The organism is Methylobacterium carpenticola, from assembly GCF_042748905.1.
GTDB lineage: Bacteria > Pseudomonadota > Alphaproteobacteria > Rhizobiales > Beijerinckiaceae > Methylobacterium > Methylobacterium carpenticola.
The window spans coordinates 6,142,280-6,157,066 of sequence record NZ_JBHZEO010000001.1 but is presented as its reverse complement, the minus strand read 5'-3'; the positions used below and the strand labels follow the sequence as shown (position 1 = coordinate 6,157,066).

Sequence of the window (14,787 nt, the reverse complement as noted above, 5' to 3'; positions counted from 1 at the left end):
CCGGAGCCGGAAACGCCCGGTTTACCATTCGGCCCGATGCTCCCCCGGACGTGTTGCCTGGCCGATGCGGCCCGGCGCGGGCGCGTCCCGGCCCGCCAGCGAGGATCCCTGACAGCCATGATGTCCCGTGCGGAACGCTCGCATCTCGGCGACTGGTGGTGGACCGTCGACCGGGCGCTGCTCGCCGGCCTCGGCGCCCTGATGACCATCGGCCTCGTCTTCCTGATGGCGGGCGGCCCGCCGGTGGCCGAGCGGCTCGGGCTGCCGACCTTCCACTTCCTCAACCGGCAGGTGGCCTATCTGGTCCCGACGATCGGGCTGATCCTGGCGGTGTCCTTCCTGTCGCTGCGCCACGTGCGGCGGCTCGCCCTGGTGACCTACTCGGTCGGCATCGTGCTGTGCGTGCTCGCCACCAAGTACGGGCCCGAGATCAAGGGCGCGCATCGCTGGATCCAGTTCGGCTCCATCGGCGTGCAGCCCTCCGAATTCGTGAAGCCGGCCTTCGTGGTGCTGGCGGCCTGGGCCTTCGCGGAGGGTTCGCGGCGGCGCGACATGCCGGGCGGCCTCCTCGCCCTGGTCATGCTGCCGATGACCATCGTGCCGCTGATCATGCAGCCGGATTTCGGCCAGACCATGCTGCTCACCATGGTGTGGTGCTGCATGGTGTTCGTGGCGGGCCTGCACTGGATCTGGGTGGCGGGCCTCGGCGGCGCCGGCCTGCTCGGCGTGGCGGCGGCGTACGAGTTCCTGCCCCACGTGCGCGACCGCATCAACCGCTTCCTCGACAAGGACCCGAGCGAGAACTTCCAGGGCTTCTGGTCGAAGGAATCCTTCAACGTGGGCGGCTGGTTCGGCACCGGACCGGGGGAGGGCGTCGCCAAGCGCCACCTGCCCGACGCGCATACCGACTTCATCTTCTCGGTGGCGGGCGAGGAATTCGGCACCATCGCCTGCATCGGCCTCGTTCTGCTGTTCGCCTTCATCGTGATGCGCGGGCTGATGCTGGCGCGGCGCAGCGAGGACATCTTCTGCCGCCTCGCCATCACCGGCCTCACCACCCTGTTCGGCCTCCAGGCCTGCATCAACATGCTGGTGAACGTGCGGCTGATGCCGGCCAAGGGCATGACGCTGCCCTTCGTCTCCTACGGCGGCTCCTCGCTGATCTCGCTCGCGCTCGGCATGGGCTTCCTGGTCGCGCTCACCCGCCGCCGCCCGCGCACCGCGCTCCTCAACCGCGACGAGGGGCTGGCGCGATAGGCTCTGCGCCCGGGGGGTGATCTCGGCGCCCAACCTGCCTAAAGAGCGGTCCGCATCCGGAGATCGAAGACCCGCCATGACGGTCGCCCAACCCCTCGTCCTTCTCGCCGCCGGCGGCACCGGCGGGCACCTGTTCCCGGCCGAGGCCTTGGCCCTGCGCCTGCGCGAGCGCGGCATCCGGGTGGCGCTCGCCACCGACAGCCGGGTCGAGAAGCTGTCGGGCGAGTTCCCGGCCTCCGAGATCGTGCCCATTCCCTCGGCGACGCCCTCGGGCCGCTCGCCGCTCGCCCGCGGCGCGGCAATGCTCACCCTCGGCCGGGGCTTCGCCGCGGCGTTGCGCGCCGTGCGCCGCCTCAACCCCGCGGTGACGGTGGGTTTCGGCGGCTACCCGACCGTGCCGCCGCTTCTCGCAGCCCAGATGCTCAAGGTGCCGACGCTGCTGCACGAGCAGAACGCCGTGATGGGCCGGGCGAACGGCTTCCTCGCCCGCGGCGCCACGGTGATCGCGACCGGCTTCTCCGAGGTGCGGGGCGTGCCGGCGAAGGCGACGGCCCGGCGCGTCCATACCGGCAACCCGGTGCGCCCCGCGGTGCTCGCCGCCGCGCAGACGCCCTATCCGGCCCTCGCGGCGGACGGCCCGCTCCACCTCCTCGTCTTCGGCGGCAGCCAGGGCGCCCGGGTGATGAGCGACGTGGTGCCCGACGCGGTGGCGCGCCTGCCCGAGGGGATCCGGGCCCGCCTGCACCTCGTGCAGCAGGCCCGCGCGGAGGATCTCGCCCGGGCGGAGGCGATCTACGGCCGGGCAGGGCTCGCCTCGGTCTCGGTCGCGCCCTTCTTCAAGGACCTACCCTCCCGCATGGCCGCCGCCCATCTGGTGGTGGCCCGCTCGGGCGCCTCCACGGTGGCGGAACTCGCGGTGATCGGCCGCCCGGCGATCCTGGTGCCGCTGCCCGGCTCCCTCGACCAGGATCAGGCGGCCAACGCCGCGGTGCTGGGCGCGGCGGGCGCCGCCTTTCCCCGACCACAAACGGACTTCACTCCTGAGCGGCTCGCGGCCGACCTCACCGGCCTCTTCGGCGCGCCCGAGCGGCTCACCGCCGCCGCCGCCGCCGCGAAGGGCGCCGGGATCCCGGACGCCGCCGAGCGCCTCGCCGCCCTGGTGGTCGAGACCGCGATCCAGGCCTCGACCCGCTGACAGACGACCGACAAGGACATCCTTTCCCATGAAGCTGCCGAACAAGCTCGGACCCATCCACTTCATCGGCATCGGTGGCATCGGCATGTCCGGCATCGCCGAGGTGATGCACAACCTCGGCTACACGGTGCAGGGCTCGGACGCGGCCGACAACTACAATGTCCGGCGCCTGGCCGAGAAGGGCATCCGCACCTTCGTGGGGCACCGGGCCGAGAACCTCGCCGAGGCCGAGCTGGTGGTGGTCTCGACGGCGATCCGCCGCGACAACCCGGAGCTGGTGGCGGCCCGCGAGCGGCGCCTGCCGGTGGTGCGCCGGGCGGAGATGCTGGCCGAGCTGATGCGCTTCAAGTCCTGCGTCGCGGTGGCGGGCACGCATGGCAAGACCACCACGACCTCGCTCGTCTCGACGCTCCTCGACGCGGGCGGCCTCGATCCCACCGTGATCAACGGGGGCATCATCAACGCCTACGGCACCAACGCCCGCATGGGCGAGGGCGACTGGATGGTGGTGGAGGCCGACGAATCCGACGGCACCTTCCTGAAGCTGCCGGCCGACATCGCCATCGTGACGAACATCGACCCGGAGCATCTCGACCATTTCGGCTCCTTCGACGCGATCAAGGACGCGTTCCGGGCCTTCATCGACAACATCCCGTTCTACGGCTTCGCGGTGATGTGCATCGACCACCCGACCGTGCAGGACCTCGTCGGGCGCATCGAGGACCGGCGCATCATCACCTACGGCGAGAACCCGCAGGCGGATGTCCGGCTGATCGACGTGGACCTGAAGGGCGGCCAGAGCCGCTTCCGGGTGATGATCCGCGACCGCCGTCCCGGCTTCCGGCTGGAGATGGAGGATCTCGTCCTGCCGATGCCGGGCAAGCACAACGCGCTCAACGCGACGGCGGCGCTGGCGGTGGCGCACGAACTCGGTGTTGCGCCGGAGACGATCCGCAAGGCGCTCGCCGGCTTCGGCGGCGTGAAGCGCCGCTTCACCCGCACCGGCGAGTGGAACGGCGCGCAGATCTTCGACGATTACGGGCACCATCCGGTGGAGATCAAGGCGGTGCTCAAGGCCGCGCGCTCCTCGACGGACGGCAACGTCGTGGCGGTGGTGCAGCCGCACCGCTACACGCGTCTCGCCTCGCTGTTCGACGATTTCTGCACCTGCTTCAACGACGCCGACACGGTGATCGTCGCCCCGGTCTACGCGGCGGGCGAGGCGCCGATCGAGGGCTTCGACCGCGACACGCTGGTGGCGGGCCTCAAGTCGCGCGGGCACCGCAACGCCATCGCGCTGGAGCGCAGCGAGGACCTCGCCGGCCTGATCCGCGGCCTCGTGGGGCCGGACGACTACGTCGTGTGCCTGGGCGCCGGCAACATCACGCAATGGGCCTACGCGCTCCCGGGCGAGCTGGACACGCTCGGCGAGAAGGCGGCGTGACGCCGCCTCGCACCTGATGCGCGGGCCCGCAGCCAGTCGTACGCAGCGGGCACGCGGCGTGCGGCAGTCTCAAACGGAGGCTGAGGCTCGGCTATGGGCCCATCTGCGCGACCGCCGGCTCGGCGGGTTCAAATTCGTGCGGCAGCGTCCGATCGCGCCTGACGTGGCCGCCTTCGCCTGTCGAGAAGCGAGGCTCATCGTCGAGGTGGATGGCAGCCCGCACGCCGACAGCCCCTGCGATCGAACGCGCGGCGCCCGGCTTTCCGCCCAAGGCTACCGCATTCCTCGATTCCGGAACGGCGAGGTATTTGCCAACCTCCCCGGCGTTCTCGAAACGATCCTCGCGGCTCTCTCCTCTCCCCGCCTGCGGGGAGAGGGTCTCACCCCCTCACCCTCGCGCCGAACCTGCGGTTCGGGCTCGCTTCACCCCCGACAAGGGGGGGTGAAGCCCTCTCCCCGCAAGCGGGGAGAGGCGGAGATGCGCACAAATGACCAGCCAGACGACATCCCAGGACATTCTCTCCCGCCTCGCCCCCGCCGCCCTGCGCGGCCGCCTGCTGGCGGATCACCCGCTCGCCGACCTCACGTGGTTCCGCGTCGGCGGCCCGGCGCAGGTGCTGTTCACCCCCGCCGACGAGGAGGATCTCGCCGCGGCGCTCCGGGCGCTCCCCGCCGACATCCCGGTCACGGTGATCGGCCTCGGCTCGAACCTGATCGTGCGCGACGGCGGCGTGCCCGGGCTGGTGGTGCGGCTCGGCGGCCGGGCCTTCGGCAGCATCGAGATCGAGGGCGAGACCATCCGGGCCGGCACCGCGGTGCCGGACGTGAAGGTGGCCCGCGCCGCCGCCGAGGCCGGGCTCGACGGGCTCGCCTTCTATCGCGGCATCCCGGGCTCGATCGGGGGGGCGCTGCGCATGAACGCGGGCGCCCATGGGGGCGAGACCACCGACGTGCTGGTCGAGGCCCGCGGCGTCACCCGGGCGGGGGAGATCCGCAGCTTCTCCCATGCCGCAATGGGCTTCTCCTACCGGCACTCCTCGGTGCCCGCCGATGTGATCTTCACCGGCGCGCTCTTCCGCGGGCGGCCGGGCGACAAGGCGGCGATCCTGGCCGAGATGGATCGGGTCACCGCCGCCCGCGAGGCCGCGCAGCCGATTCGCGAGCGCACCGGCGGCTCGACCTTCAAGAATCCGGAGGGCGGCAAGGCCTGGCAGCTCATCGATGCCGCCGGCTGCCGCGGCCTGCGTCGGGGCGGGGCCCAGGTCTCCGAGATGCACTGCAACTTCCTCATCAACACCGGCGGCGCGACCGCTGCCGACATCGAGGGCCTCGGCGAGGAGGTGCGCGAGCGGGTGCGCGCGCGATCCGGCGTGGATCTGCACTGGGAGATCAAGCGGATCGGCCTGCCCGGCTGAGCACCACTCCACCGCAGGCCGGAACCGGAGGGACCGCCATGTCCAAGCACGTCGCCGTCCTGACGGGCGGCTGGTCCTCGGAGCGCGCGGTCTCGCTGAATTCCGGCCGGGCCGGCGCCCGCGCGCCGGAGGCGCAGGGATGCCGCGTCACGCCGATCGACGTGCAGCGGGATCCCGCCGCCGCGCTCGCCGCCCCCTGCACCCATTCGGGCGTGCTCGCCTCGGCGCTGGCCATGCACACGGACGGTGCCAAAACGGTCATGCGGGCGGCCGGGGTTCCGGTGCCGGAGGGGCGAATCGTTAACCGGTTCGATGCGGCCGGAACCCATGTCCTGCCGCCGCCCTACGTGCTCGAGCCGATCGCCGAAGGCTCGCCCGTGGGGGCGCGACCGTGCGCGACGGGCGCTCCCCGCCGCCCCGGGAACGCGCCCGGGCGGACCGGCCCCACGGCAACGAAGTCACTGCGGAGACTTGCATTCCCGGCTGCGCGGCGATGGGGGCACGGCGCTCGGCGTCATCGATATCCGCCCCGCCTCGGGGGGCGGTACGACTCCGACGCGAAGTAGGCCAAGGGCGGGTCGGTGCGCGTGCCGCCGGCCGAAATTAAACCGAAAATTTACCAGCTGGTTCGAGAGTTGGCGTTAACGGCGCATCAAGCACTTGGCTGCCGGGGCGTGAGCCGTGCCGACCTTCGCTACGACGACACACCGGGTGGCACCGGTGCGCTCGTGGTGCCGGAGGTCAACACGCAACCCGGCATGACCGAGACCAGCCTTGTGCCGGAGCTCGCAGCCCATGCCGGGTACAGTTTCGGTGAACTCGTCCGATGGATGGTGGAGGACGCTTCCCTGAACCGCTGATCGCCGCCGGCCCCGCCGGCGGTCAGGCCGGCGGCGTGCCCGCTCCGGGAGCCGCGCTCCCCGGAGCCAGGACGGGCACGGGGATTCTGACGCGATACATGCCCCGGTTCCTGCGGCCCCGCCGCGCGTCCGTGGCGATCCCGATCGAGCAGCGCGTGCCGAAGCTTCTCGGCACGAGCCTGCTGTTCGGCTTCTTCGGCCTCGTGGGCGCCGCCGGCTTCGTGGCGAGCGGCGCCTATGCGGAGGTCGTGACGCGCCGCGGCAGCTTCGGCGACATCGCGGCCCGCGCGGCCGGATTCGGCCTCGAGAAGGTGACGCTCGCCGGGCTGGTCCAGCTGCAGCCTTCCGAGATCCTGCACGCGGCCCGGATCGACCAGCGCAACTCGCTGCCCTTCCTCGACGTGGTCGGGGTGCGCGACCGCCTCGCCGAGGTGCCGCTGATCGGCGCCGTCTCGGTGCGCAAGATCTATCCGCACGAGCTCGTGGTCACGCTCACCGAGCGCGAGCCGAGCGCCCTGTGGCAGCGCAACGGCGAGATCGCGGTGATCTCGGCGGACGGCACCGTCATCGACCGGATGCGGGACGGGCGCTTCGCCGCCCTGCCGCTCGTCGTCGGGGACGAGGCGAACCTGCGCACCAAGGAGTATCTCGACCTCCTGGAGGCCGCCGGCCCCCTGAAGGAGCGCATCCGCGCCGGGACCCTGGTCTCGGGCCGGCGCTGGACGCTCAAGCTCGACGGCATCGACATCCGCCTGCCCGAGACGGGCGCGCGGGAAGCCGTCGCGCGGCTCGTGAAGCTCGATGCCGAATCGCACCTCCTCGACAAGGACATCATCGCGGTGGACCTGCGGATGCCCGACCGGCTCGTGGTGCGCCTCACCGAGGAGGGCGCCGCCGCCCGCCAGGAGGCGCAGAAGAAGAAAGCCAAGGGCAAGGGGACCGAGACATGACGCGCCCGCTCCCCGCGCTCCTCACCCCCTCCGTTCGTCCGGGCGTCGCGTCATGAGTCTTCTCCAGCACGGCCTCACGCCCCGCCTCAAGCCGCTCTCCGCGCGGCGCAGCGCGACGCTGTCGGTGCTCGATGTCGGCACCAGCAAGGTCGTCTGCCTCGTCGCCGAGCTGCAGCCGGTCGACACGCTCGCGACCCTGCGCGGCCGCACGCATCTCGCGCGGATCATCGGCATCGGCCACCAGCGCTCGCTCGGCCTCAAGGGCGGCGCGGTGGTCGATCTCGAAGCCGCCGAGAGCGCCATCCGCCACGCGGTCCATGCCGCCGAGCGTATGGCGAAGTGCGAGGTCCAGTCGGTCATCGTGAACCTGTCGGGCGGGCGGCTCGGCTCGCAGCATTTCGAGGCCCGGGTCCCGGTGCGCACCGGCCCGGTGACCGGCTCGGACGTGCAGCGGGTGCTCGAAGCCGCGAGCACGCACAGCGTCAGCCCCGGCCGCGCGGTGCTGCATGCCCTGCCCACCGGCTATTCCCTCGACCAGCAGAGCGCAGTGGTCGATCCGTCCGGCATGATCGGCGAGACCCTCGGCGTGGACCTGCACGTGGTCACCTCCGAGATCGCCACCGCCCGCAACCTGATGCTGGCGGTGGAGAACTGCCACCTGCGGGTCGAGGCGGTGATCGCCACGCCCTACGCCTCCGGCCTCTCCGCCCTCGTGGACGACGAGGCCGAGATGGGCGTCGCGGTGGTCGACATGGGCGGGGGCACGACCAGCGTCGGCGTGTTCACCGGCGGCCACCTCGTCCACGTGGACGCGGTGGCGGTGGGCGGGCACCACGTCACCATGGACATCGCGCGGGGCCTCTCCACCCGCGTCGTCGCCGCCGAGCGCCTCAAGACGCTCTACGGCGCCGCCATGGCGACCGCCTCCGACGAGCGGGACATGATCGCGGTCCACGGCGTCGACGAGGACGAGCGCGACCTGCCGCATCACATCCCGAAGTCGCAGCTCGTGCGCATCATCCGCCCCCGGGTGGAGGAGGTGCTCGAACTGGTGCGCGACCGCCTGCGCAACGCGGGCTTCGCCGCCCAGGCCGGGCGCCGGGTGGTGCTGACCGGCGGCGCGAGCCAGCTCGTCGGGCTGCCCGAGGTGGCCCGCCGGATCCTCCAGGGGCAGGTCCGCATCGGCCGGCCGCTCGGGATCAAGGGACTGCCGGAGGCGGCCAAGGGGCCGGCCTTCTCGGCGGCGGTCGGACTCCTCGTCTACCCGCAGGTCTCCCACGTCGAGCATTTCGAGCCGAAGGGGCAAGCCGCCGGAATGGGCATGGCGAGCGACAGCTACCTCCACCGGGTCGGACGCTGGATCCGGGAGAGCTTCTAACCAATCGAGCGCCCGGCCGGGCCGATGAGGCCACGGGGGCGAGCGGGACGAACCGGCGCCGGTCGGCGCTCACAACAGTCAACAAGGGGCACGCGCATCATGGCCATCAGTCTCCAAGCGCCGGACATCCGGGAACTCAAGCCGCGCATCACGGTCTTCGGCGTCGGCGGGGCGGGCGGCAACGCTGTCAACAACATGATCGAGTCGGGGCTGCTCGGCTGCGAGTTCGTGGTGGCGAACACCGACGCGCAGGCGCTGACCTCCTCGAAGGCCGAGCGCGTGATCCAGATGGGCATCGGCGTCACCCAGGGCCTCGGCGCCGGCTCGCAGCCGGAAGTCGGCCGCGCCGCCGCCGAGGAGGTGATCGACGAGATCCGCGATCAGCTCTCGGGCGCGCATATGTGCTTCATCACCGCCGGCATGGGCGGCGGCACCGGCACCGGCGCCGCCCCGGTGATCGCCCGGGCCGCCCGCGACATGGGCATCCTCACGGTCGGCGTGGTGACGAAGCCGTTCCAGTTCGAGGGCGTGCGCCGCATGCGCACGGCGGATGCCGGCATCAACGAGCTGCAGGCCGCGGTCGACACCCTGATCGTGATCCCGAACCAGAACCTGTTCCGGGTCGCCAACGAGAAGACGACCTTCGCGGACGCCTTCGCGATGGCCGACCAGGTGCTCTACTCGGGCGTCGCCTGCATCACCGACCTGATGGTGAAGGAAGGTCTCATCAACCTCGACTTCGCCGACGTGCGGGCGATCATGCGCGGCATGGGCAAGGCCATGATGGGCACCGGCGAGGCCTCGGGCGAGAACCGCGCCAACCGCGCGGCCGAGGCCGCGATCGCCAACCCGCTCCTCGACGACGTCTCGATGAAGGGCGCCCGCGGCCTGCTGATCTCGATCACCGGCGGCAACGACCTCACCCTCTACGAACTCGACGAGGCGGCGACCCGCATCCGCGAGGAGGTCGATCCGGACGCCAACATCATCCTGGGCGCCACCTTCGACGAGAGCCTCGACGGCATCATCCGGGTCTCCGTGGTGGCGACCGGCATCGAGCCGGCGCTGATCACCGCCCACGCCGTGAACGGGCCGGACCTCGCGCAGACCGAGCAGCGCATCGCCGAGGTGGCCGACCGCCTGCGGGCCGAGGCCCGGGCCCGCGCCAACCAGCAGCAGCCCCAGCCCGCCGCGCCGGTCTACCGCCAGCCCGAGCCGCAGGCCGCCGCTCCCCGGCTCGCCCCGGCGCAGGAGATGGCCCCGCCCATGATGGCCGCCCCGGCCGTCGAGGCGCCCCGCGCCGAGCTGCCCCAGGCCCCGATGATGCGGGACGAGGTGCAGATCACCCCGACCCAGCCGCGGCCGATGCCCTCCTACGAGCCGGCAGCGCCCGCGCCCGTCGCCGAGCAGCCGATGGTCTCGGCCTCCGCGCCCTTCATCCCGCCGTCGCCGGCGGTGGTGCGGGCCCCGCGGATGCCGCGGGTGCAGGATCTGCCGCTCCCGGCCCAGAACCAGATCCGCGCGAGCCGCGGCGAGGAGCCGGTGCCCCAGCAGGTCGCGCCCGACGTCAAGCGCACCTCGCTGCTGCGCCGCCTCGCCACCGTCGGCTTCGGCGGCCGGCGCGAGGACGATGCCCAGGGAATGGCCGCTCCGGCCGCCCAGCCCCAGGCTCCGGCCCCGGCGATGCACCAGCCGATGCCGCAGCAGCCCGTCGCCCGGCAGCCGCAAGCGCCGATGGCACCGCCGGCTCCCCGGGCGCCGGTCCAGGCTCCCGCGCATCCCGGCTACGCCCCGCAGCCGCAGGGCTACCGGCCGGCGCAGGGCCAGCTCGACCCGCAGGGCCGCGCCATGGCCGCCCCGCGCATGATGGACGACGACCAGCTCGAGATTCCCGCCTTCCTCCGGCGGCAGGCGAACTGAGAGCGCGCCGGCCCATCCTCCGGGATGGGCCGGGAGCACCGCGAGAGGGCCTCGCGAGGGCCCTGAAAGCGCCCCGACGGCGCCATCACGACCCGTCATAGAGGCGTTTCGGCCACACCCCGGGATCCCTGATCCCGGGGATTAAGCCGTTGTTTAAGACTCTGTGCCATAACGGCTTTCGGGAACTGCACACGATCCGCCGGGCTGTTACAGAGCGTAAGAATCCGTGATTTGGCCGCGCTTTGGAGCGCGACTATAGGTGTCCCAACAGCAAAGCAGGGGTCGCGGCCGGCAGCGTCGGCCAAGGCGCCCCAGGGGCTTCAAACAGCGGATGGGTCTCTCTCGAGCGTGTCTCCCAAGCGGGACGCGACGGTGGATCGCGTCCGGGGGCTGAAGAATGAGATCGAGTCAGCAGACGACCCTCCGCTCGGCCGTGAGCCTCACCGGCATCGGCGTCCATTCCGGGAACCCCGTCAGCATCACGCTTCACCCCCGCGAGGCTCACGAGGGCATCGAGTTTCTCCGCACCGGACTGCCCAAGGGCCTCGACCGGCTGATCAAGGCCCATCACAGCCAAGTCTCCGCGACCGAACTCTGCACCGTGATCGGCAGCCGCGAGACCGGCGCCGTCGCCACCGTCGAGCACCTGATGTCGGCCCTCTGCGGCCTCGGCCTCGACAACGTGCTGGTCGAGATCGACGGGCCCGAGATGCCGATCCTCGACGGGTCGAGCGCCCCCTTCGTCGCCGCCATCGACTCGGTCGGCATCGTCTCCTGCGGCGCCCCCCGGCGCTACATCAAGGTCCTCAAGCCCGTCCGGGCCGAGAAGGGGCGAGCCTTCTCCGAGCTGCGCCCCTACGAGCGCGGCTTCCGCCTCGACGTCGAGATCGACTTCGAGAGCCCGGTGATCGGGCGCAGCCGCAAGGCCCTCGACCTCACCCCCGCCGCCTATCGCCGCGAGATCGCCCGCGCCCGCACCTTCGGGATGATGCGGGACGTGGAACGCTACTGGAAGATGGGCTTCGCCCTCGGCGCCTCGCTCGAGAACACCGTCGCGGTCGGCGACGGCGGCATCGTCAACCCCGAGGGCCTGCGCTACCCGGACGAGTTCGTCCGCCACAAGCTTCTCGACGCGGTGGGCGACCTCGCCCTCGCCGGCCTGCCGATCCTCGGCGCCTATCAGTCCTATTGCGGCGGCCACGGCCTCAACGTGGCGGTGCTCGACGCGCTCTTCGCCGACCGGGCGAACTACGCCATCGTGGAAGGGGCGGGCGCCCGCCGCGAGCCCGTGCTTGCCGATCTCGGCGCCGCCCTCGGCGTGGCGGCCTACGCCCCCGATCTCTGAGCGGCCGCTCGCTCGCGGCGCGGGTTGCGCGAAAGCCACAGACCTCCCGTTTTCAGGCGAGTATCCGGTGCATCCGCGGCACGGCCGGTAGTGCCAGCGGGCCGCGCGCCGTTTTCGCGCCCAAATCGCCTCGCAGACGTGAGGGCAGGGCCGCGGGGCGATCCCGCGGCGCAATCGACATGACAGGGGTCGGCGCCCGCGCGGGCCGCCCGCTTGGGGATGAACTCATGGCTCTCGCCTCCTCGCTTCGCGGTGCGAAGAATGCCGTACTCCGCGTCGCGCTGGTCGCGGCCTGCGGCGCCGGTCTGAGCGGCTGCGACGCCCTCGACTCGATCAATCCGTTCGGCCCCGAGAAGTATCAGCCCAAGATCATCGAGCGCCGTCCCGCAGACAAGCTCTACAGCGAGGGCCTCGCCAAGCTCGAGGACCACGATTACGACGAGGCGGTGAAGCGGTTCGAGAGCCTCGACAAGGAATACGCGTATTCCGACTGGTCGCGGAAAGCCGTGCTGATGACGGCCTATTCGAACTACGAGGGCCAGAAGTACGAGGACGCGATCACGGCGGCCAAGCGCTACCTGCAGCGTCATCCGGGCAGCAAGGACGCGGCCTACGCCCAGTACATCCTGGCGATGTCGCACTACAAGCAGATCCCGGACGTGACCCGCGACCAGGAGCGCTCCGAGCGGGCGCTGGCCGCCCTTCAGGAGCTGGTGCAGAAGTACCCGACCTCCGAATACGCCGCCGACGCCAAGGCCAAGATCCAGATCACCCGCGACCAGCTCGCCGGCAAGGAAATGGCGATCGGGCGCTACTACCTGGAGCGCCACAACTTCCCGGCCGCGATCAACCGCTTCCGCGACGTGGTGAGCAAGTACCAGACGACGCGGCACGCCGAGGAGGCGCTGGAGCGGCTGGCCGAGGCCTACATGGCGCTCGGCATCGTCGCGGAGGCGCAGACCGCCGCCGCCGTGCTCGGCCACAACTTCCCCGACTCGCCCTGGTACAAGGACGCCTACGCGCTCCTGCAATCGGGCGGCGTCGCGCCCCGCGAGGAGAAGTCCTCGTGGATCAGCAAGGCCTTCCGCGGCATCGTCGGCATGGAGCAGACCGCCGAGGCGCAGTAAAGGCGCCGCCGTCGCGGCGCATCGATCGGCGGCCCGATGCGTCGACGCGTCGGGCCGTTCGCACGATCTGGCGCCCGCAAGGACGTGCGGCCGCGGTGCCTCTCGCGCCCGGTTGCGGAAACCTGTAGAGACGCCCGGTTTCACCCTTCCGAGAGACTTCCGAGAGGCTTGGCCAAGGCGGCATGCTGGTTCAGCTCGCCATCCGCGACATCGTCCTGATCGACAAGCTCGAGCTGAACTTCCGCGACGGCCTCAGCGTGCTGACCGGCGAGACGGGTGCCGGCAAGTCGATCCTCCTCGATGCCTTCGCTCTCGCCCTCGGCGGCCGCGGCGATGGCCGCCTCGTGCGCCACGGCGAGGCGCAGGGGCAGGTCACCGCCGTCTTCGACGTGCCCCTCGACCATCCGTCCCGCGCCGTCGCGGCCGCGGCCGATCTCGACACCGAGGGCGACCTCGTGCTGCGCCGCGTGCAGGTGGCGGACGGGCGCACCCGCGCCTTCGTCAACGACCAGCCGGTGGGCGTGCAGGTGCTGCGCGCGATCGGCGCGGCGCTGGTGGAGATCCACGGCCAGCACGACGACCGGGCGCTGGCCGACCCGACCACGCACCGCGCCATCCTGGACGCCTTCGGCAACCTGCAGGACCGGCAGGCAGCGGTGGCGGAGGCGGCCAAGCGCGTCCGGCAGGCGCGCAGCACGCTCACCGAGCACCGCGCCCGGGTGGAGGCGGCCCGCAAGGAATCGGACTTCCTACGCCACGCCGTCGAGGAGCTCGACGTCCTCGACCCGAAGCCGGGCGAGGAGGCGGACCTCGCCGAGCGCCGCACCGTCATGCAGCAGGGCGAGAAGGTTGCCCGCGAGCTGAACGAGGCCCTCGACGCGGTCGGCGGCCAGGGCTCGCCCGCGGCGCATCTCTCGGCGGCTTTGCGCAAGCTCGAACGCCGGGCCGCGCAGGCGCCGGGCCTCGTCGAGCCCTGCGTCGCCGCCCTCGACGCGGCCCTCGTCGCCCTCGACGAGGCCCGCAACGCCCTGGAGGACGCGCTCCAGGCCGCCGAGTTCGACCCGCGCGAACTGGAGCGGGTGGAGGAGCGCCTGTTCGGGCTGCGCGCCGCCTCCCGCAAGTACGACGTCCCGGCCGACGACCTCGCGACCCTGCGCGAGCGCTACGTCGCCGACGTGGCGGCGATCGATGCCGGGGAGGAGACGCTCGGCCGCCTCGAATCCGACCTCGCCCAGGCGGAGGCGGCCTATCTCGACAAGGCGCGCGCACTCAGCGAGGGCCGCCGCAAGGCCGCGGGCAAGCTCGACAAGGCCGTTCAGGCGGAATTGCCCCCGCTCAAGCTCGAACGCGCGCGCTTCATCACCGAGATCGCCGCCGACGAGGAGAGCCGCGATCCGGCCGGCCTCGACCGGGTGGAGTTCTGGGCCCAGACCAATCCGGGCACCCGGCCGGGGCCGATGATGAAGGTCGCCTCCGGCGGTGAACTCTCGCGCTTCATGCTGGCCCTCAAGGTGGTGCTCGCGGACAAGGGCTCCGCTCCGACCCTGATCTTCGACGAGATCGATACCGGCGTGGGCGGAGCCGTGGCGGATGCCATCGGTGCGCGGCTCGCGCGGCTCTCGGCCCGGGTGCAGGTGGTGGCGGTGACCCACGCCCCCCAGGTCGCGGCCCGCGCCGCCACCCATTTCCTGATCGCCAAGGAGGCCGTGAAGGGCTCCGACCGCGTCGCCACCCGCGTCAAGCTCCTCGCCGCGGATCCGCGACGCGAGGAGATCGCCCGGATGCTCGCGGGGGCGACGGTGACCGAGGAGGCCCGCGCCGCCGCCGCGCGGCTGCTCGAGGCGGCCGAAGCGTGACCGCTGGACAGGCCGCGGCAAACGGTTAAGGTCCGGTATC

At 71.9% G+C, this 14,787-nt stretch carries 10 protein-coding genes and 2 pseudogenes; all 12 read left to right on the top strand.

The annotated features are described in order from the left end of the window. The first annotated feature begins 117 nt into the window (after positions 1-117). Positions 118-1,257 (top strand): FtsW/RodA/SpoVE family cell cycle protein, encoded by a 1,140-nt coding sequence (locus ACE101_RS28525; RefSeq protein WP_379137074.1) that lies wholly within the window; start codon positions 118-120, stop codon positions 1,255-1,257. Between the two features lie 76 nt (positions 1,258-1,333). Next, positions 1,334-2,452, top strand: coding sequence for an undecaprenyldiphospho-muramoylpentapeptide beta-N-acetylglucosaminyltransferase (murG, locus tag ACE101_RS28520; RefSeq protein WP_379137072.1), 1,119 nt, complete (start codon positions 1,334-1,336; stop codon positions 2,450-2,452). A 28-nt stretch (positions 2,453-2,480) separates the two neighbouring features. Continuing rightward, entirely contained in the window at positions 2,481-3,896 is a 1,416-nt protein-coding gene (murC, locus tag ACE101_RS28515) for a UDP-N-acetylmuramate--L-alanine ligase (RefSeq protein ID WP_379137069.1), read from the top strand. A gap of 16 nt (positions 3,897-3,912) precedes the next feature. After that, positions 3,913-4,188, top strand: a pseudogene (locus ACE101_RS28510) (endonuclease domain-containing protein); the annotation flags it as partial. A gap of 196 nt (positions 4,189-4,384) precedes the next feature. Next, a complete protein-coding gene (murB, locus tag ACE101_RS28505) occupies positions 4,385-5,311 on the top strand; it encodes a UDP-N-acetylmuramate dehydrogenase (protein ID WP_379137067.1) in 927 nt (308 codons plus the stop codon). A 38-nt stretch (positions 5,312-5,349) separates the two neighbouring features. Continuing rightward, positions 5,350-6,171, top strand: a pseudogene (locus ACE101_RS28500) (D-alanine--D-alanine ligase). Beyond that, positions 6,138-7,121 carry a cell division protein FtsQ/DivIB gene (locus ACE101_RS28495; protein WP_379137064.1) on the top strand — a complete coding sequence of 328 codons (984 nt, stop codon included), beginning with the start codon at positions 6,138-6,140 and terminating at the stop codon, positions 7,119-7,121. Before ACE101_RS28500 ends, ACE101_RS28495 begins: the two are co-directional and overlap by 34 nt. A 52-nt stretch (positions 7,122-7,173) precedes the next feature. After that, complete coding sequence (gene ftsA, locus ACE101_RS28490) at positions 7,174-8,499, top strand: cell division protein FtsA (RefSeq protein WP_379137062.1); 1,326 nt, start codon at positions 7,174-7,176, stop codon at positions 8,497-8,499. Between the two features lie 99 nt (positions 8,500-8,598). Continuing rightward, a complete protein-coding gene (gene ftsZ, locus ACE101_RS28485) occupies positions 8,599-10,419 on the top strand; it encodes a cell division protein FtsZ (protein ID WP_379137059.1) in 1,821 nt (606 codons plus the stop codon). A 397-nt stretch (positions 10,420-10,816) separates the two neighbouring features. After that, positions 10,817-11,764 carry a UDP-3-O-acyl-N-acetylglucosamine deacetylase gene (gene lpxC, locus ACE101_RS28480; protein ID WP_379137056.1) on the top strand — a complete coding sequence of 316 codons (948 nt, stop codon included), beginning with the start codon at positions 10,817-10,819 and terminating at the stop codon, positions 11,762-11,764. Between the two features lie 227 nt (positions 11,765-11,991). Next, entirely contained in the window at positions 11,992-12,891 is a 900-nt protein-coding gene (locus ACE101_RS28475; protein ID WP_379137054.1) for an outer membrane protein assembly factor BamD, read from the top strand. A gap of 182 nt (positions 12,892-13,073) precedes the next feature. Then, positions 13,074-14,747, top strand: coding sequence for a DNA repair protein RecN (recN, locus tag ACE101_RS28470; protein WP_379137052.1), 1,674 nt, complete (start codon positions 13,074-13,076; stop codon positions 14,745-14,747). Positions 14,748-14,787 lie beyond the last annotated feature (40 nt).